The organism is Nocardiopsis sp. CC223A, from assembly GCF_030766825.1.
In the GTDB taxonomy this organism is placed as follows: Bacteria; Actinomycetota; Actinomycetes; order Streptosporangiales; family Streptosporangiaceae; genus Nocardiopsis.
The window spans coordinates 1-19466 of sequence record NZ_JASFDV010000002.1; the positions used below are offsets into that span (position 1 = coordinate 1).

Annotated in this window: 18 protein-coding genes, 1 pseudogene and 1 CRISPR repeat array; of the genes and pseudogenes, 13 read left to right on the forward strand and 6 right to left on the reverse strand. The window is 71.9% G+C overall.

Annotated elements, in window-relative coordinates:
- From QJS33_RS01035 to QJS33_RS01070, 8 genes are all read left to right on the forward strand, one after another.
- Positions 1-674 (forward strand): ABC transporter ATP-binding protein (locus QJS33_RS01035; protein WP_306365909.1); only part of this gene is annotated, 674 nt, incomplete at its 5' end.
- Complete coding sequence (locus tag QJS33_RS01040; RefSeq protein ID WP_306365910.1) at positions 661-1446, forward strand: energy-coupling factor transporter transmembrane protein EcfT; 786 nt, start codon at positions 661-663, stop codon at positions 1444-1446. The genes QJS33_RS01035 and QJS33_RS01040, both read left to right, overlap by 14 nt.
- A gap of 62 nt (positions 1447-1508) precedes the next feature.
- Complete coding sequence (locus QJS33_RS01045; RefSeq protein WP_306365911.1) at positions 1509-2297, forward strand: enoyl-CoA hydratase/isomerase family protein; 789 nt, start codon at positions 1509-1511, stop codon at positions 2295-2297.
- 536 nt (positions 2298-2833) lie between these two features.
- The gene (locus QJS33_RS01050; RefSeq protein WP_306365912.1) at positions 2834-5275 is read left to right on the forward strand and encodes a protein kinase; all 2442 of its coding nucleotides are present in this window, start codon (positions 2834-2836) and stop codon (positions 5273-5275) included.
- 551 nt (positions 5276-5826) lie between these two features.
- Positions 5827-6606: an electron transfer flavoprotein subunit beta/FixA family protein gene (locus QJS33_RS01055; RefSeq protein WP_306365913.1), complete on the forward strand. Its 780-nt coding sequence runs from the start codon at positions 5827-5829 to the stop codon at positions 6604-6606.
- 33 nt (positions 6607-6639) lie between these two features.
- On the forward strand, positions 6640-7584 hold the full coding sequence (locus QJS33_RS01060) for an electron transfer flavoprotein subunit alpha/FixB family protein (protein ID WP_306365914.1): 945 nt from the start codon (positions 6640-6642) through the stop codon (positions 7582-7584).
- 327 nt (positions 7585-7911) lie between these two features.
- Positions 7912-9666, forward strand: a complete 1755-nt coding sequence (locus QJS33_RS01065) for a bifunctional (p)ppGpp synthetase/guanosine-3',5'-bis(diphosphate) 3'-pyrophosphohydrolase (RefSeq protein ID WP_306365915.1) — start codon at positions 7912-7914, stop codon at positions 9664-9666.
- A gap of 557 nt (positions 9667-10223) precedes the next feature.
- Entirely contained in the window at positions 10224-10418 is a 195-nt protein-coding gene (locus QJS33_RS01070; RefSeq protein WP_306365916.1) for a hypothetical protein, read from the forward strand.
- A 67-nt stretch (positions 10419-10485) separates the two neighbouring features.
- Positions 10486-10940: direct repeats of the CRISPR family, unit length 28 nt; unit sequence GGTCCATCCCCGCGTGCGCGGGGCTCAC.
- Positions 10941-11116: 176 nt separating this feature from the next.
- Here the strand turns inward: QJS33_RS01070 and QJS33_RS01075 are convergent.
- From QJS33_RS01075 to QJS33_RS01085, 3 genes are read right to left on the reverse strand one after another with little or no spacing between them, the layout of a single operon-like run.
- Positions 11117-11437, reverse strand: a complete 321-nt coding sequence (locus QJS33_RS01075) for a hypothetical protein (protein ID WP_306365917.1) — start codon at positions 11435-11437, stop codon at positions 11117-11119.
- The gene (locus QJS33_RS01080) at positions 11434-11694 is read right to left on the reverse strand and encodes a hypothetical protein (protein WP_306365918.1); all 261 of its coding nucleotides are present in this window, start codon (positions 11692-11694) and stop codon (positions 11434-11436) included. Before QJS33_RS01080 ends, QJS33_RS01075 begins: the two co-directional genes overlap by 4 nt.
- A complete protein-coding gene (locus QJS33_RS01085; RefSeq protein WP_306365919.1) occupies positions 11694-12233 on the reverse strand; it encodes a hypothetical protein in 540 nt (179 codons plus the stop codon). Before QJS33_RS01085 ends, QJS33_RS01080 begins: the two co-directional genes overlap by 1 nt.
- Before the next feature lie 347 nt (positions 12234-12580).
- Here QJS33_RS01085 and QJS33_RS01090 point away from each other — a divergent pair, with 347 nt between their 5' ends.
- The 3 genes and pseudogenes from QJS33_RS01090 (at position 12581) to QJS33_RS01100 (ending at position 14364) form a co-directional block, all read left to right on the forward strand.
- Positions 12581-13357 carry a helix-turn-helix transcriptional regulator gene (locus QJS33_RS01090; RefSeq protein WP_306365920.1) on the forward strand — a complete coding sequence of 259 codons (777 nt, stop codon included), beginning with the start codon at positions 12581-12583 and terminating at the stop codon, positions 13355-13357.
- The gene (locus QJS33_RS01095; protein WP_306365921.1) at positions 13350-13517 is read left to right on the forward strand and encodes a DUF397 domain-containing protein; all 168 of its coding nucleotides are present in this window, start codon (positions 13350-13352) and stop codon (positions 13515-13517) included. The genes QJS33_RS01090 and QJS33_RS01095 overlap by 8 nt, the downstream gene beginning before the upstream one ends.
- Before the next feature lie 147 nt (positions 13518-13664).
- Positions 13665-14364 (forward strand): annotated as a pseudogene (locus QJS33_RS01100) (DNA polymerase domain-containing protein).
- A gap of 39 nt (positions 14365-14403) precedes the next feature.
- Here the strand turns inward: QJS33_RS01100 and QJS33_RS01105 are convergent.
- Positions 14404-15378: a glycoside hydrolase family 6 protein gene (locus tag QJS33_RS01105; protein WP_306365922.1), complete on the reverse strand. Its 975-nt coding sequence runs from the start codon at positions 15376-15378 to the stop codon at positions 14404-14406.
- A gap of 248 nt (positions 15379-15626) precedes the next feature.
- On the opposite strand from QJS33_RS01105, the gene QJS33_RS01110 reads away from it, so the two are divergent.
- Complete coding sequence (locus QJS33_RS01110; RefSeq protein WP_306365923.1) at positions 15627-16631, forward strand: LacI family DNA-binding transcriptional regulator; 1005 nt, start codon at positions 15627-15629, stop codon at positions 16629-16631.
- A gap of 85 nt (positions 16632-16716) precedes the next feature.
- Positions 16717-18000: a hemolysin family protein gene (locus QJS33_RS01115; RefSeq protein WP_306365924.1), complete on the forward strand. Its 1284-nt coding sequence runs from the start codon at positions 16717-16719 to the stop codon at positions 17998-18000.
- Here QJS33_RS01115 and QJS33_RS01120 read toward each other — a convergent pair.
- Together QJS33_RS01120 and QJS33_RS01125 are read right to left on the reverse strand one after the other, a co-directional pair.
- On the reverse strand, positions 17974-18732 hold the full coding sequence (locus QJS33_RS01120; RefSeq protein ID WP_306365925.1) for a class I SAM-dependent methyltransferase: 759 nt from the start codon (positions 18730-18732) through the stop codon (positions 17974-17976). The two genes, QJS33_RS01115 and QJS33_RS01120, sit on opposite strands and share 27 nt — an antisense overlap.
- A complete protein-coding gene (locus QJS33_RS01125; RefSeq protein WP_306365926.1) occupies positions 18729-19457 on the reverse strand; it encodes a class I SAM-dependent methyltransferase in 729 nt (242 codons plus the stop codon). Before QJS33_RS01125 ends, QJS33_RS01120 begins: the two co-directional genes overlap by 4 nt.
- Positions 19458-19466 lie beyond the last annotated feature (9 nt).

The following is a 19466-nucleotide window of genomic DNA, read 5'->3' on the forward strand; positions in this document are numbered from 1 at the left end:
TGGAGGGGGTGGACGTGGCGGTGAAGGCCGGGACCGCCACCGCGCTGACCGGGCCCAACGGGGCCGGGAAGTCCACGCTGCTCACCCTCCTGGCCGGACTGTCCCGGCCCTACCGCGGCGCCGTCCTACCGCGCGGCCCGCTGGCCGCCGCCGACCGCCGGCCGCTGGCGCGCTGGCCCGCGCGCAGGCTGGCCCGGCACGTGGGCACCGTGTTCCAGCACGCCGAGGACCAGTTCGTCACCGGCACCGTCCGCGACGAGCTGCGGTTCGCCCCGCTGCGCGCCGGGAGGGACACGGCGGAGACCGAGGCGTGGGTCGACGAACTGCTGGAGCGCCTGCGGTTGACCGCGCTGGCGGACGTGCATCCGTACACGCTCTCCGGGGGAGAGAAACGGCGGCTTTCGGTCGCCACCGCACTGAGTTCCGGACCTTCGCACGCACCCGACGTGCTGGTCCTGGACGAGCCCACCTTCGGCCAGGACACCCGGACCTGGACCGAGCTGGTGGAACTGCTCGGCGAACTGCGGGCGGAGGGGCGCGCCGTCGTCATGGCCACCCACGACGACCTGCTGCTGCGCCGCCTGACCGACGTGCGGGTCCGGGTCGCCGACGGCCGGGCCGAGGAGACGGGCCGCACCGGCGCGGCGGAGGGGGGCACCCGTGGCCGACCGTGAGACCCCGGCACCGGTCGCGGACACGCTGACCTTCGACGCGCCCGGGGGCGGCGCCCGCGCCTGGCTGACCCGGTTCAACCCCGCGGCCAAACTCCTGGCCGCGCTGGTCCTGGGCCTGGGGCTGGTCCCGGCGGTGGACGCCGTCACCGGCGGCGTGGTGCTGCTGGGCGTGCTGGTCCTGGTGCCGTTCAGCGGCCTGGACCGGCGCACCCTGCTGGTCCTGGGCGGGCCGTTCGTCCTCATGGGCCTGTCCAGCGGCCTGGTCAACTACCTGTACGGCGAGGAGGGCCTGGAGGGCGCCGTCGGTGCGGCGGTGCGCCTGCTGGCGATCGCCCTGCCCGGGCTGCTCGCCGCCGCCGGGAGCGACCCCACCGACCTGGCCGACGGCCTGGTGCAGAAGCTGAGGGTGCCCGAGCGCCCGGCCATGGGCGTGCTGGCCGCGCTGCGGCTGCTCCCCCTGCTGGCCGACCAGTGGCGCACCATCACCCTGGCCCGGCGGGCCCGCGGGCTGGAGGCGGGCCGCAACCCGGTGCGGATGGTCGCGCTGTTCTTCGGGCGGATGTTCGCGCTGCTGGTGCGGGCCATCCGCACCGGAACGCTGATGGCCACCGCCATGGACGCCCGCGCCTTCGGCACCGGGCCGCGCAGCCACGCCCGGCGCAGCCGCTGGCGCACCGCCGACACCCTGCTGCCGGTCGGTGCGCTCCTGCTGCTGGCGGCGGCCTACACGTTGTCCGCGCGGCTGGGCACCCTGGTACTGCTGTTCTCGTGACCCGGGTGATAGGAATCCGGAGACCGAGACACTGACGTCAGACAAGCGAAGAGGTGGAGTACGTGGCCGAGTTCGTGCGCGTGGAGACCGACCCCGAGCACCCGGCGGTCGCCGTGATCCGGCTGGACCGACCCAAGGTGAACGCGCTCAACGCGGTGCTGACCGCCGAGATCGCCGAGGCCGCCGCGCAGGTCGCCGCCGATCCGGCGGCCCGGGCGGTCGTGGTCTACGGCGGCGAGCGGTTCTTCGTGGCGGGCGCCGACATCAAGGAGATGGCCGAGCGCACCCACGCGGAGATGCTGGAGTACGCCCGCGGCCTACAGAACGCGCTGACCGCCGTGGCCCGCATCCCCAAGCCCGTGGTCGCGGCCGTCACCGGCTACGCCCTGGGCGGCGGCCTGGAGCTGGCGCTGGCCGCCGACTTCCGGGTGGTGGGGAGCAAGGCCAAGCTGGGCGTCCCCGAGATCCAGCTCGGTGTGATCCCCGGGGCGGGCGGCACCCAGCGGCTGCCCCGGCTCATCGGCCCGGCCCGCGCCAAGGAGATGATCTTCAGCGGCCGCCACGTGGACGCCGCCGAGGCGCAGGAGATCGGCCTGGCGGACGCGGTCGTCGCCGACGAGGACGTCTACGCCGAGGCGGTGGCCTTCGTCGCCCGCTTCGCCGACGGTCCCGCGGTGGCGCTGGCCGCCGCCAAGGAGTCGGTGGACCGCGGCCTGGAGACCGACCTGGACACCGGGCTGGAGATCGAGCGGCTGCACTTCGCCGGGCTGTTCGCCACCGAGGACCAGAAGAACGGCATGCGCAGCTTCATCGAGCAGGGCCCGGGCAAGGCGACCTTCAACGGCCGCTGACGCGCCGCGGGCACCGGTACCCCGTGGCCGGTGCCGTGTGGCCGGTGCCGCGGCGCACCGGCCGCGGGGCGCCGATGCGGTCATGGGCGGGCCCGCCGGCGCGGGCACGGGCGGGGCCCGTCCACGTGGCCGTCCACGGGGTACCGGGCGGGGCCCGTCGAAGGGGTGCCGACAAGGGCCGCCGACGGGGTCCCGGGTGACGAGGCGCACGGTGAGACCCGACACGGAGGACGGGGCGGGTGGGACGGACATACAGGGACCGAAACACACGCCCCGGAGTCCGAAACCGGCCAGTTCGGGCGGGCTGCGGGGAACCGCACGCCCGGATTTTCCGTCATACTCGGTGGTGGTCGCCCGACGAGGGGCCGACCGCCGGAGCCCCCAGACTTCCCGGCGGCGCCGAACAGACCACAAGGCCCCGTCGGGGTCCGTACAAGCCAATGGTGACCCATTCCCCCGGCCGATAAGCTGGACGTGGCGGTTATGCGGTCTTTTGAGGGGATGAGTACTCGATGGCAATGTCGGCAGGTTTCCCCATGGGTGAGGAGCTGCCGGAGCGCATCGGCCACTACGTGATCCGCCGCCGCATCGGATCGGGCGGCATGGGCGTGGTGTACCAGGCCGAAGATCCCCGGACCCAGCAGTTCGTCGCGGTGAAGGTCCTCAAGCCGGAGGTCGCCGGAGACCGCATCGCCCGCGCCCGGCTCGCCCGCGAGGTCGAGACGATGCGCCGGGTGCAGAGCCCCAACGTCGCCGAGGTCATCGACGCCAACATCGACACCGAGCTGCCCTGGGTGGTCACCGAGTACATCCCCGGTCCCACCCTGGACGCCACCGTCACCGACCACGGGCCGCTGCGCGGGCGCGCGCTCACCCGGTTCATCACCGGCCTGGCCCGGGCGATCAAGGACATCCACGCGGTCGACGTCATCCACCGCGACCTCAAGCCCGGCAACGTCATCATCTCCAACGGCGAGCCGATCGTCATCGACTTCGGCATCGCGCACGCCGTCGACGGCGCCAAGCTCACCCAGACCGGTACCTTCGTCGGTACGCCCAGCTACCTCTCCCCGGAGGTCATCGAGGGCACCGCGCTGGGTCCGGCCACCGACATCCACGCCTGGGGCGGCACGGTCGCCTTCGCCTCCACCGGCCGCCCGCCCTACGGCGCGGGCGCCTTCGAGGTGATCTTCTTCCGCATCCTCAACGGCGAGATCGACATGGACGGGATGCACGAGGCGCTGCGGCCGCTGGTCACGCGCGCCGTCTCCCGCGACATGCGCCGTCGGCCCACCGCCGCCGAGCTGGTGGACGAGGCCGGGCGGCTCAACCTCGACCTGCCCTGGACCGAGGACCCCGGTGCCAAGTCGTCGGGTCTGACCAACAGCCACACCGTCTACCACGCGCCGATCCCCGGGACGGACTCCGGCCGCCGCGCCGCGGACCCGGGCGGTTCCGGTGCGGGCGCCGCGGGCGCGGCCCTGGGCGGTGCGGCGCTGGGCGGCGCGGCCGGGTACCTGGCCAGCCGGATGACGCAGGGCGGGGGCGGGGGCGAGGGCTGGAACAGCGGCCCCAACCCCACCGCCAGCGCCTGGTCCGCGCCGAACGACCAGCGCCAGGAGGCGCGTTCGGAGTCGGTCGGCGGGTACGACGACGAGGCCACCGACGACCTGTCGGGCGGTCGCGACCGGGGTTGGCAGGACGAGGCCACGGACGACCTGTCCGGCGGCCGGGGCGGCCGGGGTGCCGAGGAGGACGCCACCGACGACCTGGGCGGGCTCGGAACCGAGCGCATCGCCTCCGGGGCACCGCACGACCGGGGTACCGAGCGCATCGCCCCCGGCCGCTACGGCGAACCGGGCGATCAGGGCACGGAGCGGATCGCCCCCGCCGGTGCGGACGACCTGGACGACCCGCAGGGCACCATGCGGATCAACCCGCTCGCCGACGACGCGGGCACGCAGCGCTTCACCCCGGTGCCCGCCGACGACGACCAGGGCACCGTGCGGATCGACCCGGCGGGCGCCGACGCGGGCGACCCGCAGGGCACGATGATGCTCGACCCGCACGAGGCGGCGCGGGGCGGCGAGCGCTCCTCCCTCGACTACGAGGAGCCGTACGACCAGCAGTACGACTCGCCGCAGACCCAGTTCTTCAACACGCCGCTGTACAAGGGCGACTTCTCGGACATCCTCACCCCCGTCGACGACGGAAGCGGGCGCGGAAAGCAGACGCAGGAGTTCGACGAGGACGACTACGAGGAGCAGAGCGGCTGGCTGAACCGCTTCCGGCGCGGCGGCAACGACCGGATGGGCGGCTACTTCCGGGGCGACACCGACACCGGCGAGTACGACGAGTACGACTCCCTCTACGAGGACGGGGAGGGCGAGGAGTACGAGGAGCGGGTGTACCGGATGCACCCGCTGATCCTCATCCCGGTGGTGCTGGCGCTGGCCGGGCTGGGCCTGGTGTTCCCGTGGATCGGTATCGGGCTGGGCATCCTGGTCATCGCCGGTCTGAGCGCGCTGGACGTGGTCAAGGCCGAGCACGCCAAGCGGCTCCAGACGCGCGGTCCGCGCAACTCCGACAGCGTGGTGGTGGCGCTCAGCTTCCCGTGGGCGTTCGGCCGGATGCTGCTGCGCACCGTCGGGTTCGGCCTGGTGTACCTGGTGGCGGGCATTCTCCTGGGCCTGGTCTACGCCCAGATCGTGGAGACCAGCGACCAGGGGGCCAACTACATCGGCGGGTTCGCGGTGTTCGTGACGATGCTGCTCAGCTACCTGATGCCCAGCGGCCGCCAGGCCCGGCACCAGGCGGTGTGGCTGACGGAGCGGGTCCGGTTCCGCAACCTGTACCTGTACATCGGTGTGATCGTCGCCGTGGTGCTGCTGGCGATGCTCATCCTGTCGTTCGGCTTCGGCTCCGCGCCGGACTGGCGGCTGGGTCCGCTCCAGGGACCGGCCGACTGGTTCGGCTGATGCGTTCCGGGCGCCCCCGTTCCCTGGAGGAGCGGGGGCGCCTCCGTGTCCGGGGGTGAGGGGACGGGGAGCGGCGGGGCGAGGAGCGGTGGGGGCGGCAGGGGGCGCCCCGGAGTGGGGGCGCCGGTTCGGGGCACGGGTGTCCGGGCGGGGACGCCGGCGCCGGGGTGTCCTCCGGGTGGGGCGCCCGGGCGCAGGGGCGGTGCGACGGCGGGGCCGCGGCGTGTGGTGGTTAAGGTGTGAGAAGGGCCTCCGACCCCGCGTGCGCACGGCCCGCAAGACCGGTGGAACGCCTGATGGCGCCGCTCGTTCGGTTCGCGCTATCCGTAGGGGTTAGGGTTTCCTAAGTAAAAGCGGGGGCCGCGGGTTGGCCTTCATGCTACTAGCCAGTAACATCTGGACTATGAGCACACCGCGGGGACGATCGACCGGAAAGACCGGACCCGCCGTCGGATGACCGAACGTCATTCGGCATTGTTGGCATACGGGGCGCGCCAGCGTCCGACCGCCGCACGGCGGATCATGGAGTGCAGGGAGGTCGGCCACCGGCCATGAATATTGTCGTTTTGGTCAAGCAGGTCCCGGACACGGCGACCGAACGGAAGCTCAACGCCGCCGACAACACGCTGGACCGCGCAGCGTCCGACGGCGTCGTCAACGAGCTCGACGAGTACGCGATCGAGGAAGCCCTCCTGCTCAAGGAGAAGCACGGCGGCGAGGTCACCATCCTGACGATGGGACCGGACCAGGCCACGGACTCGATCCGCAAGGCGCTGTCCATGGGCGCCGACAAGGCCGTCTTCGTCAACGACGACGCCCTCCACGGCTCGGACTCCCTCCAGACCGCCTACGCGCTCGCGCAGGCCCTGGGCACCCTGGAGTTCGACCTGGTCGTCCTGGGCTCGGAGTCCACCGACGCCCGCACCGGCGTCGTCGGCGCCGCGCTCGCCGAGTACCTCGGCCTGCCCCAGCTCACGCTGGCCGGCAAGGTCGACGTGGACGGCGGCGCCATCAAGATCCAGCGGCAGACCGACTACGGCTACGACGTCGTCGAGGCGCAGCTGCCCGCCGTCGTCTCCGTCGTGGAGAAGATCAACGAGCCGCGCTACCCGTCCTTCAAGCTGATCATGCAGGCGAAGAAGAAGCCGGTGGACAAGAAGTCCGCGGCCGACGCCGGCATCGACACCGCCAAGGTCGGACTGGCCAACGCCACCACCGAGACCGTCGACTTCGCCGCCGCGCCGCCGCGCGCCGCGGGCACGATCGTCAAGGACGAGGGCGACGGCGGCGTGAAGATCGCCGACTTCCTCGCCGAGAAGAAGTTCGTGTAGGTCAGGCGAGAGACTCAGGAAGGTTCAAGGATTATGGCTGAGGTCCTCGTCCTCGTCGACCACGTCGACGGACAGGTCAAGAAGGTCACCACCGAGCTGCTGACCGCCGCGCGCCGCATCGGCGAGCCCGCCGCGGTCTGGGTCGGCGAAGGTGTGGAGTCGGGCAAGGCCGCGCTGGCCGAGTTCGGCGCCGAGAAGGTGTACGTCGCTCCGGCCGAGCTCAACGACTACGTCGTCGCGCCCAAGGCCGAGCTGCTCGCCAAGCTCGCCCAGGACAAGGGCGCCGCCGCCATCCTCGTCTCGGCCACCGCCGAGAACAAGGAGATCGCCGGCCGCACCGCCGTCAAGCTGGGCTCGGGCGTGCTCACCGACGTGGTCGACGTCAACGCCGACCTGGTCACCGAGCACAGCATCTTCGGTGGCGCCACCGTCACCCACGGCCGCGTCAAGACCGGTGTCCCGGTCATCGCGGTCCGCCCGAACTCCGTCCCGGCCGAGGCCGCCGCCGGCGCCGCCGCCGAGGAGGCCGTCTCCGTCGAGCTGTCGGACGCCGCCAAGGCCGCCAAGGTCGTCGAGCGCGTCGTCCAGGAGCAGGGCGAGCGCCCCGAGCTGACCGAGGCCGCCATCGTGGTCTCCGGCGGCCGCGGTGTGGGCTCCGACGACTTCACCGTCGTCGAGAACCTCGCGGACTCGCTCGGTGCGGCGGTGGGTGCGTCCCGCGCCGCCGTCGACTCCGGCTGGTACCCGAACCAGTTCCAGGTCGGCCAGACCGGTAAGACGGTCAGCCCGAACCTGTACGTCGCCCTGGGCATCTCCGGCGCGATCCAGCACCGGGCCGGCATGCAGACCTCGAAGAACATCGTCGCGGTCAACAAGGACCCCGAGGCGCCGATCTTCGAGCTGGTGGACTTCGGTGTCGTGGGCGACCTGCACACCGTCGCCCCGCAGCTGACCGAGGAGATCAAGAAGCGCAAGTAGTCGGACAGCAGTACCGACACGGCGCTCCGCGACCCCGAACGCCCGGCCAGGGTCCTGGCCGGGTGTTCGCGCGTCCGGGGGAGGGGTGAGGGGTGGGGCGGGGGCGGGTACCCGGGGTTCTCGGGTTCCGGGGGCTTCGGGGCCCGGGTGATCCACCGCTCCCGTGTGCGGGAAGCCCTGACGTCCATGTACGCCGCTCCCGCGTGCGGGATGCCCGCGCCCGTCGCCGGTTGCGGTGCGGGTTGCGGGGTTCGTGGGTCGGCGGTGCCCGGGGGTAAGTAGGCTTGTCGGAATACCCGGTCCGCAGCGCGATGGGAAGGGGTCCATATGGGTGCTCCCGATGTGGATGTGACGGCCTCCACCGAGTGGTGGCGCGGGCTCAACCAGGCCAAGGCCACGACCCGCCCCGCGAACGAGGCCGAACCGCTCATCGCCGAGCACCTGCGCTGGTACCCCAAGGCCGACACCGCGCTGCTGGCGCGCGCCTACGCCGTCGCCGAGCACCTGCACCGGGAGCAGAAACGCAAGAGCGGTGAGCCGTTCATCATCCACCCCCTGGCCGTCGCCACCATCCTCGCCGAACTCGGCCTGGACACCGCCACCCTCGTCGCCGCGCTCCTGCACGACACCGTGGAGGACACCCCGTTCAGCCTCGCCCACCTCGCCGCGGAGTTCGGCACCGAGGTGGGCGTCATGGTCGACGGGGTCACCAAGGTCGACCGGTCGATGTACGGCAGCGCCGCGGCCGGGGAGACCTTCCGCAAGATGGTCGTGGCCGCCCGCGACGACCTGCGGGTCCTGCTGATCAAGCTCGCCGACCGGGTGCACAACCTGCGCACCCTTCAGTTCCAGCCGCCGCACAAGCGGGTGAAGATCGCCAGGGGCACACGGGAGCTGCTCATCCCGCTGGCGGAGCGGCTGGGCGTGTACAAGCTCAAACGCGAGCTTGAGGACCTGTGTTTCGAGTACCTGGAGACCGAGGAGTTCGAGCGCACCCGTGAGTGCGCCGCCCTGGCCCGGGGGCGGGCACGGCCGGAGACCGAGGCGCTGACGGGGGCGCTGCGCGACTGCCTGGCGGCGTTCCGGGTCAAAGCGGACGTGGAGGTGCGCCCGCGCCACCTGGCGTCGGTGTTCCACTCCGGCGCCCCGCTGGCCTCCCTGGACCCGCAGGCGACCGTGCGGTACCTGGTGGTGGTCCGCGGTGAGGAGCGCAACGCCTACCTGGCCCTCGGGGCGGTCCACGGGAGGTGGCAGCCGGTCGGGGGGAAGTTCCGCGACTTCATCGCCTCGCCCAAGTACAACCTGTACCGGGCGCTGCACACGACCGTGCTGACCGACAGCGGGCACCGGGTGCAGATCATCATCTGCGACAACCGCGCCCAGCAGGTGTCGGAGTACGGGATCATCGCCGAGATCCACGAGCACACCGGTCGCGACGGGCGGTTGGTCGCCGGGGGCACCACCGACCCGGAGTGGCTGACCCGGCTGCTGCGCTGGCAGGAGGGCGCCTCGGCGGAGGAACTGCTGGAGGGGGTGCGCACCGACCTGGCGGACAGCATCACGGTGCTCACCGCGGACGGCGTGATCCTCACGCTGCCCGAGGGGTCGACCCCGGTGGACGTGGCCTACGCCCTGGACAACGACATCGGCGACCGGTTCTCGGCGGCGACGGTCAACGGGCGGCTGGCGCTGCCCAGCGCCCAGGTGCGGGAGGGTGACACCGTCCAGATCATCACCAAGGCCGAGCCGGGCCCGGACCGGGCGTGGTTGGAGTCGGCGCGCACCGGCAAGGCGCGGGTGGCGATCGGGGCGTGGCACCGCACCCGGGACCGGGAGCGCGCCGAGGTCGCGGGGCGGCGCACGATGGCGGAGTTCATGGGCGGCGACCGGAGCCTGATCGAGGCGGAGTCGTCGGGGGACATGATCAGCGTGGCGCGACGGGCGGGGTACGCGACGCTGGAGGAGTACTACGTGGCGATGGGGTACGGGCAGATCGACCCCGCGGACACCTTGGGCCGATCGGCCTCCGAGCCTGCTGCGGATCGTTTGGCCGACCCTTCCGCTGGCAGTCCGGGGGAGTAGCGGTCGGGGCTGGGCTGGGGTCGGCTGGTCGGGGCTCGGGTCTCACCCTTGGGTGGTGGGGGCGGTGGTTCTTTCTCCCCGATCCCGCTGTGGCGGGGGCGGAGTGGAGATCTACGGCCTTCACCCCCGGGGGAGGGGCCGAGGGGATGCCTGGCTTTACCCCCTAGGGTCGGCGGATGCGGTTCTCCTTCCGGCGGGGGCTGGTGTCGTGGGTGCGCGCGGCTTTCACTCCCTGACCGGCGGGAGGGCATGGGTGTGTGCACGTTCGTTCCACAGACCCGTCGGAGCAACGGTTCCTTTGCAGGCGGACCATTCCTCCGTGTCCACGGGGCCGGGCGGGGCATGCCTCGCGCGGAACCGGCTCCGGCGATGACACCCCCGCCGCCCAGGGTGTGCGCCCAACGAAACCGCCTGGCACTCTGCCGGTGCGCCGACTGCGGCCGGGGCCGGAACCACGCTCCGCAGGCCGCCCTTTCCAAGCGGTTGCGCTTTTGGAAAGCTGCGGCTCTGTCGCGAAGACCCCCTGGGGTCGGGGACCCTGGTGGTGTGACACGGCTATGGCCGGGATTTCCGGGCGGGTGGACAACCCCCTGCGGCGGAGGCGCGATGTCTTCCGGACGACCGGTCCGACGGCGGTCCCGGCGTGTTCCAGCAGTGAGGCGAAGCCGATGATCGGCGCGGCGATGGTGCCCGGGGTGAAGTCGCAGGCGTTGAACCAGAAGTCTCCCTGGATCGATCTGAACCAGGTCTGAAGGATGCCGGTGAGCAGGGTGCCGCCGGTCGCGGAGTAGGCGATCACAGTCACCGTGCGGCGCAGTCCGGTCCATCCCCGCGTGTGCGGGGCTCACGGACTCGCTGTCCTCAACCCGACCGGCCTGTTCGGTCCATCCCCGCGTGCGCGGGGCTCACGATTCCACCCGGTACGCCATCCAGTCGATGATCGGTCCATCCCCGCGTGCGCGGGGCTCACTCCGTAGCAGCATCACCGCTCCTATCTGCGGAGGTCCATCCCCGCGTGCGCGGGGCTCACGCCTACTACACACCCCGCCAGTACGGCTACGACGGTCCATCCCCGCGTGCGCGGGGCTCACCGGTCCGGGTACGTGGTCCGCGTGAAGTGGCCCGGTCCATCCCCGCGTGCGCGGGGCTCACCATACCCTCGGTCTGCCCACTCACTTACTCACCGGTCCATCCCCGCGTGCGCGGGGCTCACTACTCGCGCTCCACATAACCCAGCCACGCGGACGGTCCATCCCCGCGTGCGCGGGGCTCACAGTTCACGACCTGGGAAAACGCGGGGCGTTATCCCCGCGTTATAAAGCCTGGGGGTCGTACGGCTGCGTCCACTTTGGCACGAGGACATGCAGGCACTCAAGAAGAACAGGCAGGCACGGTTGAGGGGCCAGGACTGCGGGCTGTGCGGTCCTCGACCCGGTTGGGCGGGCGCCTGTCATGGTCGGGGGTGTGGCTGGGCGGACGAGGGCGCCGCGTGTCGGCGGAGGCGGTCTTCGAGCTGGGCCGGTGTGGGTTCGACATGCGTGCGCCAAGAAGCGGCCGGGTCGCGGTGGACCGCGACCCATAGCGAGCCGGTCCAGGCGATGCGGTGGGTGGTGCCCCAGGTGGCGCGCAACCGTTCCAGCACTGGGAACGGGGGCTCCCAGCGCCAACCGGTGAGGTCCTCGTGGTGGCCGGGGTGGTCGGCGTCCAGGACACAGGTGCGGCGGGCCCCGCCGGGGTTGAGTGCGCTCTCCCCGCAGGGGTTCGGGATCATGGCGCGCTCCTCGGGTGCGGGGGCCGAGGGGTGTAGGTGACCGGGTGGGTCTCCACCGCCGTGTCGAGGAGGCCGATGGCTTCGGCCGGGTCGCCGGTGGTGCGGATGTGGTCGACGGCCGCGCACACGGCCGCGATGCGGTGGTCCAGCACGGTGCGGCGGATGGCCTGGTCGGCTTCGGTGGCGGCGGGCGGCAGGGCCAGGGCGTCGCCGATGGCGTCGAACAGGTCCGTGATGTGGATGTCTCCGGCGAGCATCAGCGCACTCCCTGGGAGAGGTAGGTGCGGACCGCGAGGGCGAGCGGGGCCAGGTCCCGGGCGGGGTGGGCGACGTAGGCACGCACTCGGGACGCACAGCGGCGGACGCGCGGTCGGGGCTGCGGGAGGGCCTGTCGTGCCGGGGTGTGGTGGGCGTAGCCCGCCAGGGTGAGGTGGAGCGGGGCCTCCGGCCGGTGGTGGCGTCCGCGCCCAGGGGTGGGGTGCAGGGGTCCGCCGCCGGTCAGGGGCCGGGTCCAGCCCGCCAGGTCGGGCCGCAGCGGGATCACCCGCCCCGGAGTCAGGTTGGTGGTTTTGGCCGGTCGGTTCGGGAGTGGCCGGGGGTGGGGGGAGAACTCTGGGGACAGCAGATCACCGCCGCCTGTGTGGTTGAGTGCGAACGCCGTCGCCGCCCTGGCGGTGCGGCGCACGGCGGCGAGTTCTGTCGGGCGCAGGTGACGCACCCCCGCCCGTCCCCGCACCACCACCGATGTGCTCTGGTCGGCCCCCGGAGGGGCGTACTTTCCGGCGATACACTGCATTCCGTCTCACCTCGATAGGTACATGCCTGGTAGGGACACGCGCCCTGGGGTCGTCGCAATCGACCTCAGGGCCTTTTTGTGGGCGACATGGGCGCCTTGGGGGGTTTGTGCGATTTCTAATTCTGGTGCTGAGTCGCGTCGTTCGCGGCCTCGAAGGCCAGTGAACCTGCTGATCACAAGCTTGCACCGCAGTCGAGTCAAGGGAAGGGGGAAGGATAATTCCGAGACGATTTGATTCCTTGGTGGAAAACTTGAAACTTCTTGGAACTGGGATATTCTTTCTGGTGACCCGCCTTCGGAGGTGATGTGTGAGTCAGCAGAGGGATACGAGGCACGCGAGGTTTGGAATGGCCATGGGGCGCGCCAGGCGTGCAAAAGGGAAGAATCAGACATGGCTGGCAAGTCGCCTGGAGTGCAGCAAGAGCCACATCAGCTGCGTCGAGTCGGGTGAACGAAAACTCCAGCGCATCGACGCCGAAGCAGCGGACAACGCCCTGGAGCAGGGCGGGGCCCTACTCCGCCTGCACGACGAGCTGTACGAGACTCAGACTCTGGACTGGCAGGACCATCTCCACCAACTTCAATCCCAGGCTGAAGTGATCCGCGAGTACCAGAACACATTGGTTCCCGGTCTGCTCCAGTGCGAGGATTACGCGAAAGAGGTGATCGCCGCCGGCGGTCCGTGGCTGCTGCAAGAAGAGATCGACAAGCGTGCCGGTGAGCGAATGGAACGCTCCCGGAGAATTTTGGAATCCAGCCTTCCCCATCTGTACGTGGTCCTGGACGACCTGGTGATCAAGCGGCCGTCGGTCGGGGCTGAGGTCATGGTCCAGCAGTGTCGGCACCTTCTTGACCTGGTGGATTCCAGGAGGGTTAATCTCCAGTTCTTCCCCTGGGACAGTAGGCCGCATGCCGGTCTGAACGGTCCTCTCGCGTTGATCGCCTCGGAAGCCGCGCCTGAAGTGTTCCACGCCGAATCGGTCTACCTGGGTCAATCCTTCTACGACACGGCCACCGTTAGGCGGTATGGCATGCTGTTTGCCAAGTTGCAGGCGAACGCTAGGACAGAAGCCGATTCCAGGCGCTTCCTGCATGAGGTGATGAAGGAGTACGCCGATGCCTGAGTGGCACAAGTCCAGCTACAGCGCTGGTACGGACAACTGTGTCGAGGTCGCGGAGGGGCGGATCATCCTCGTTCGGGACACGCAGTACCGGGAGTCGGGGCATCTCGCGTTCACGGCCGGGGAGTGGACCGCCGTCCTCAACACCCTCTCCGTGAAGTAGTCACCGAGCGCCAACCGGCCCCGCCGAGGGCGTCTCGGCGGGGCCGGTCCTTGTTCTCCGACAGGCGGTGTCCGTTTGGGGCCGGGGCACCGGACGAGGGTGTGTGCGGGGGCGAAGGGTTCTCCGGCTGGTGGGGGTCCTCGGGAGGTGGGTGTTGTGAGGATCCGGGCGGGGCGGCGGGTGGTCGAGGAGCTGTTCGGGGCGGGCGGCCCCACCAAGGAGGACCTGGCCCCCACCACGTGCGGATCGTGCCGCTGATGCTGCCGCACCTGCGGGGCCGTCCGGTCGCGCTGGAGCGCTACCCCGGCGGCGTCGCCGGGCCCACCTCCTGGAGACCGGCGGCGGAACGATGTTGGAGGTCCGCGACGCCGCCACCCTGGTCCGGTGCGCCGAGCAGGCCGCGATCACCCTGCACGCCTGGCAGTCCAGGGAACCGCGGCTGGGCCGCCCCGACCTCCTGGTCCTGGACCCCTCCGAGGGCGGGCCGGAGGGGTTCGCCGACTGCAAGGCGGCGGCGCGGGAGGAGGCGGGCCCGGCCGCCTACGTGATGGCCACCGGCTCCGAGGGCCTGTACGTCCACTCGCCGCTGCGCCCCGAACCGGACGACCGGGAGGTCGGGGACCTGGCCGAGGCGCCGGCGGAGCGGGCTCCCGGGGAGCGCACCACCGAAGTCCGCAAGGACGAGCGGGAGGGCCGCCCGTTCGTCGACTACCTGCGCAACGGACGGGAGCAGTCGGCCGTCGCCCCGTACTCGGTCCGTGCGCGGGAGGGACGCCTGTGCCTGGAGCGCGAGGAGTGCCCCCTCCGGGCCCGCTCCCCGAAGCGGGTGCGGGACCGGCCGGGGTGACCGTGCGCCGCCCGGTCACGGGCGGCGCACGGCCGGTGGCTAGTAGCCGTAGATCATCTTGTAGGTGACCTCCGGCAGGAAGTCCCCGGCCCTGGACCCCTGGCCGACGCCGCAGTCACCGTCGGACTGCCCCGGCGTCTTGATCCACAGGAGCATCTCCGCTCCGCCGTTCAGTCGCGTGGGAGTGCCGAGCTTGCGCCCGGCCGGGTTGCACCACTCGCCGTTGGACCCGTTGCCGTTGCGGCTGGTGTCCACCACGAACGGCTTCCTGTACCCGTACCGGGAGGAGAGTTCCCGGTTGATCTGCTGGGCGTAGACGATGTTCTCCGCGGTGGTGAAGTAGTTCGACACGTTCAGCGAGAACCCGCGGGCCTGGGGGAGCCCCGCCTCGTGCAGGCGCTCGGCCACGGTCGCGGCGTCGAGCCACCCCGGGTTGCCCGCGTCCATATACACCCAGGTGTTGGGCGCCTGGTTCCGGAACTGCGTGAGGGCGTTGGACAGCATGCCCCGACGCTCGGCGATCTCGCCCGGGCTCATGCAGTCGTAGTCGCCGAGGGAGTCCGGTTCGAGGACCACGACGGCCGGGCGGTTCCCGATGCCCCCGGCGAAGGCGCCGATCCAGGTCGCGTACTCGGCCGGGGAGGCCGCCCCGCCGGAGGAGTGCCCGCCGCAGGCGTCGCGGCCGTACATGTTGTAGGCGACGAGGATCGGCAGCTTGTCGTGGTAGTCGGCGCTGCCGACGTAGGAGCCGGTGGCCGGGCCGATGCTCCCGCTCCAGGACCCGAACCAGCGGGCCATGGGCACGGAGGCGATCGAGGAGTCGATCGCCGCGGCCCGGCCGTCGCCGGGGTTGGCGGCGACCCATTCGGCCGGCGGGGAGTTCGGGTCGACGTAGAAGCCGCTGGTCATGGCGACCGGGTCTCCGGCGCGGGCGGCGTTGGCGGGTTGGGCGATGGCGAGAGCCAACGGCAGGGCGAGGATCGCGGCCGCGATCGAGCGGGTGAGGCGACGCATGGTTGCACCTGTGTCTCTGTGCTGTTCCTGGGGGACGCCGTGCGGTTCCAACTCTGCGTGGAAGCGCTCCCATATGGAACCGCTTCCAGTCGAAGAAGCTCGAACCGGTGAGGTGACTCACATCATGGATTTCCTTTACCTGCGCGTCAAGAGGGTGAAACAAAATCTCGGTCGATGAACAAAGCGCAGCCTGTGGTCGGTAAACTGGAAGCGCTTCCAGTGGCGTCCACGACGGGAGAACGATCACGATGGCCGAGCAGCGCCCGCCCACCCTCGACGCGGTGGCCGCCCGGGCCGGGGTGTCCCGCTCCGTCGCCTCCCGCGCGCTCAACGGCGCACCCAACGTCAGCCGGGACAAGCGCGAGGCCGTCCGGCGCGCCGTCCGGGAGCTGGGATACGTGCCCGACACCAGGGCCCGCGCCCTGGCCACCCGGCGCAGCGGCACGGCCTCCCTGGTCATCTCCGGCGAGGACCCGTCGATCTTCGCCGACCCGTTCTTCGCACAGGTCATCGTGGGCCTGTCCGCCGCGCTGGAGGAGGGCGACCTGCACCTGATGCTGTGCCTGGCCGCCTCCGAGCGCGGGCGGCGCAGGGTGGAGGAGCTGCTGCGCTCCCGGGGAACCGACGGGGTGATGCCGATGGCCGTCCGCGAGGGCGACCCCCTGCTCCCGGTGTTCGCGAAGGCCGAGGTGCCGGTCGTCTTCGGGGGACTGCCCGCCGGTTCCTCCCCCCGCTGGTACGTCGACGTCGACAACGCCGGCGGCGGACGCCAGGCCACCGAGCACCTGCTCGCCCGCGGGCGCCGCCGCGTGGCCATGATCTCCGGCCCCGCCGACACCGAGGTGGCCCGCGCCCGGGAGCGCGGCCACCGCGAGGCCCTCGCCCTGGCCGGACGGGAACCCCTCGCCCCCGAACGCGGGGACTTCACCGAGGCCGGCGGCGCCGCCGCCATGTCCCGCCTCCTGGAGCGCCTCCCGGACGTGGACGGGGTGTTCGCCGCCAACGACAACATGGCCGCGGGAGCCCTGCGCGCCCTGCACGCGGCGGGCCGGGACGTCCCCGGGGACGTCTCCCTGGTGGGGTTCGACGACCTGGACACCGCCCGCACCTGCGAGCCCGCGCTGACCACCGTGCACCAGCCCGTCCGGGCACTGGGACGCGAGACGGCCCGGATGCTCCTCACCCTCCTCGGGGGAGGGGAGGCCACCCCCCTCATCCTGCCCACCTCGCTGGTCGTCCGCTCCACGTCCTGAGCGATCCCGTTCCGTTCCTGGTGTGACCGGTGGGGAATCGGGGAAGACACCCATCTCCGACACAACCGATCCACGGGAGCACCCCATGGAGGGCTACGGGGCCCAGATCGGCCTCGTGCTGGTCTTGGTCGTGGTGAACGCCCTGTTCGCCGGTAGCGAGATCGCGCTGGTCACCCTGCGCGAAGGCCAGATCCGCCGCCTGGAGGCGGGCGGCCGGGGCGGCCGGGCCGTCGCCAGGCTCGCCCGCGACCCCAACCGCTTCCTCGCCACCATCCAGATCTTCATCACGCTCGCCGGTTTCCTCGCCTCCGCGACCGCCGCCGTCACGCTCGCCGGCCCGTTGGTCGGTCCGCTGGACTTCCTCGGCTCCTACGCCGCCCCGACGGCCGTCGTCCTGGTCACCCTGCTGCTGACCTTCCTCACCCTGGTCCTGGGCGAACTCGCACCCAAACGCATCGCCATGCAGCGCGCAGAGGCGTGGTCGGTGCTGGTGGCGCGGCCCCTGGACCTCCTCGCGGCGCTGTCGCGCCCGGTGGTGTGGCTGCTCGGGGTGTCCACCGACCTGGTGGTGCGGGTGTCCGGGGGCGACCCGAAGGCGGAGCGGGAGGACGTCACCGAGGAGGAGCTGCGCGACATGATCGTCTCGCGCGGCGACATCACCCCCGAGCAGCGGCACATCCTGGCCGGAGCGTTCGACATCCGTGAGCGCAAGGTCCGCCAGGTGCTGGTCCCGCGCCCCGAGGTCGACGTGGTCCCCGCCGGGACCGGTGCCGGGGACGCGCTGCGCATGCTCGCCGAGCACGGGCACTCGCGGGCCCCGGTGGTGGCGGCCGGGGACGTGGACGACGTGCTCGGGGTGGTCCACTGGTCTGACCTGATCGGCGGGGGCGGCACCGACGTCGTCGAGCTGGCCCACGAACCGCTGCTGCTGCCCGACTCGCTGTCGGTCTCCGAGGCCCTGCGCCGGATGACCGCCGGCCGCCGCCAGCTCGCCGTGGTCATCGGCGAGGCCGGGGAGGTCGGCGGGATCGTCTCCATGGAGGACCTGCTGGAGGAGATCGTCGGCGACATCGTCGACGAGACCGACGACGACCCCGGGGTGGACCGGCTGGACGGCGGTGCGCTGCGCGTCCCGGGCGCCTACCCCGTGCACGAGCTGCCCCTGCTGGGGGTGGAGGTCACCGACGCGCCCCGGGGCTCCTACGTCACGGTCGCCGGGATGGTGCTGGTCCTGCTCGGCCACATCCCCGGGGGGCCGGGGGAGCGGGTCGAGCTGGGCGGGTGGAGCGCGACGGTGGAGGCGGCCGACGGCCGGGTGATCAGCAGCCTGGTGCTGGCGCCGTCAACGCTTGCGCAGCACCAGGAGTAGGTTCCAGGTGACGACCTCGCGCAGCCCCGGGACGTGTACGACCGGTTTGGCCCAGGTCGGCAGGTAGCGGGGCCGGATGTCCACCGGGTCGACGTCGGTGCGGGTGCGCGCCCAGCGCAGCATCTCGCCGGCGTGGGCCGCGTACATGGTGCGGCCGAAGTCGTTCTTGGGTCGGCGCCCGTTGCGGCGGGCGAACCGCTCGGCGGCGTACCGGCCGCCGAGGTAGTGCCAGGGCGAGGTCTCGTGGCCGCCCCAGGGGGAGAACCACAGCGTGTACGACAGGTACACGAGCCCTCCCGGACGGGTGACCCGCACCATCTCGTCGGCCATGCGGGTCCGGTCCGGGACGTGCTCCAGCACGTTGGAGGAGAAGCACACGTCGACGGAGCCGGTGCGCAGCGGCAGGTCCAGCGCGCTGCCCTGGAGGGCGAAGGCGTCCGCGGAGCGGCCGTGCAGGGTCATCTCGTGGGCGTCGGAGTCGACGCACAGGCAGCGGGCGCCCGCCTCGCGCAGCGCGTCGGCGAAGTACCCGGGCCCGCCGCCCACGTCCACGACCAGCCTCCCGTCCAGCGGCGTGTACGAGCGCAGCTGGGCGACGGTGTCGCGGGCGAGGGCGCCGTAGAAGAACGCCGGGTCGGTCTGCTCCCTGCGGAACGCGGAGAACAGGGCGACCGACCGGCCCAGTGTGGCGCGGAACGGCACCGTGCCGTCGGGGTGGGTGGCGGTCCTCATCCGCCCACCGCCACGTAGTGGCGCAGGTGCCGCCAGTGGTCGCCGCCCCAGTACTCGTCGGAGGCGGCGATGCGCGACTGGGGGAGGAGCCCGGCCAGCCGCTCGGTGCGCAGGGTGTGCATCCGCATCGGCGCCGGGTAGCGCAGCAGCGTCTTCTGGGCCCAGGCCACCAGGGGCCAGGGCGCGTACCGGAACACCAGCCCCTTGAAGGTGCGGCGCTCGCCTTCGGGGACGCCCAGCACCATGGCCCCGCCCGGGCGCACGACCCGGGCGAACTCGCGCACGTACCCCTCGGCCAGCTCCGGGGGCAGGTGCTGGAGCACCAGGTCGGTGTAGACGAGGTCGAAGGAGTCGTCCTCGAACAGCGACAGGTCGGGCCGCTCGTTGAGCACGAACTCGATGCGCCCGCCGGAGCGGTCCAGCCGCCGCGCCTGCTCCAGCATGGGCGCGGAGATGTCGACGCCCACCACCCGGTCGAAGTGCGCGGCCAGCGCGTTGGACAGCCGTCCCGCACCGCAGCCGAAGTCGAGCACCCGGCCGCCCCGGGGCCGCAGCCCCAGTTCGTCCAGGCGGGCCACCGCCGGGTCGACGGCGGCGCGGCCGGAGGCGAGGAACTCGTCGTCGTCCCAGCCGCCGTCGCGCTTGGCGGGGTCGACGCACACCGCCCACAGGGGTTCGGCGGCCCCCAGCCGGGTCCAGTCGCGGCGGACCTGTTCGAGTCCCACCACATCACC

Excerpts from the sequence above, each read along its gene's own strand:
- QJS33_RS01110 (WP_306365923.1), top strand. The coding sequence starts at position 15,627 with ATGGCCGAGCAGCGCCCGCCCACCCTCGACGCGGTGGCCGCCCGGGCC.
- QJS33_RS01105 (WP_306365922.1), bottom strand. The coding sequence starts at position 15,378 with ATGCGTCGCCTCACCCGCTCGATCGCGGCCGCGATCCTCGCCCTGCCG.
- QJS33_RS01090 (WP_306365920.1), top strand. The coding sequence starts at position 12,581 with ATGGCCATGGGGCGCGCCAGGCGTGCAAAAGGGAAGAATCAGACATGG.
- QJS33_RS01120 (WP_306365925.1), bottom strand. The coding sequence starts at position 18,732 with ATGAGGACCGCCACCCACCCCGACGGCACGGTGCCGTTCCGCGCCACA.
- QJS33_RS01055 (WP_306365913.1), top strand. The coding sequence starts at position 5,827 with ATGAATATTGTCGTTTTGGTCAAGCAGGTCCCGGACACGGCGACCGAA.
- QJS33_RS01095 (WP_306365921.1), top strand. The coding sequence starts at position 13,350 with ATGCCTGAGTGGCACAAGTCCAGCTACAGCGCTGGTACGGACAACTGT.
- QJS33_RS01070 (WP_306365916.1), top strand. The coding sequence starts at position 10,224 with ATGGCCGGGATTTCCGGGCGGGTGGACAACCCCCTGCGGCGGAGGCGC.
- QJS33_RS01085 (WP_306365919.1), bottom strand. The coding sequence starts at position 12,233 with ATGCAGTGTATCGCCGGAAAGTACGCCCCTCCGGGGGCCGACCAGAGC.
- QJS33_RS01075 (WP_306365917.1), bottom strand. The coding sequence starts at position 11,437 with ATGATCCCGAACCCCTGCGGGGAGAGCGCACTCAACCCCGGCGGGGCC.
- QJS33_RS01065 (WP_306365915.1), top strand. The coding sequence starts at position 7,912 with ATGGGTGCTCCCGATGTGGATGTGACGGCCTCCACCGAGTGGTGGCGC.
- QJS33_RS01115 (WP_306365924.1), top strand. The coding sequence starts at position 16,717 with ATGGAGGGCTACGGGGCCCAGATCGGCCTCGTGCTGGTCTTGGTCGTG.
- QJS33_RS01050 (WP_306365912.1), top strand. The coding sequence starts at position 2,834 with ATGGGTGAGGAGCTGCCGGAGCGCATCGGCCACTACGTGATCCGCCGC.
- QJS33_RS01080 (WP_306365918.1), bottom strand. The coding sequence starts at position 11,694 with ATGCTCGCCGGAGACATCCACATCACGGACCTGTTCGACGCCATCGGC.
- QJS33_RS01060 (WP_306365914.1), top strand. The coding sequence starts at position 6,640 with ATGGCTGAGGTCCTCGTCCTCGTCGACCACGTCGACGGACAGGTCAAG.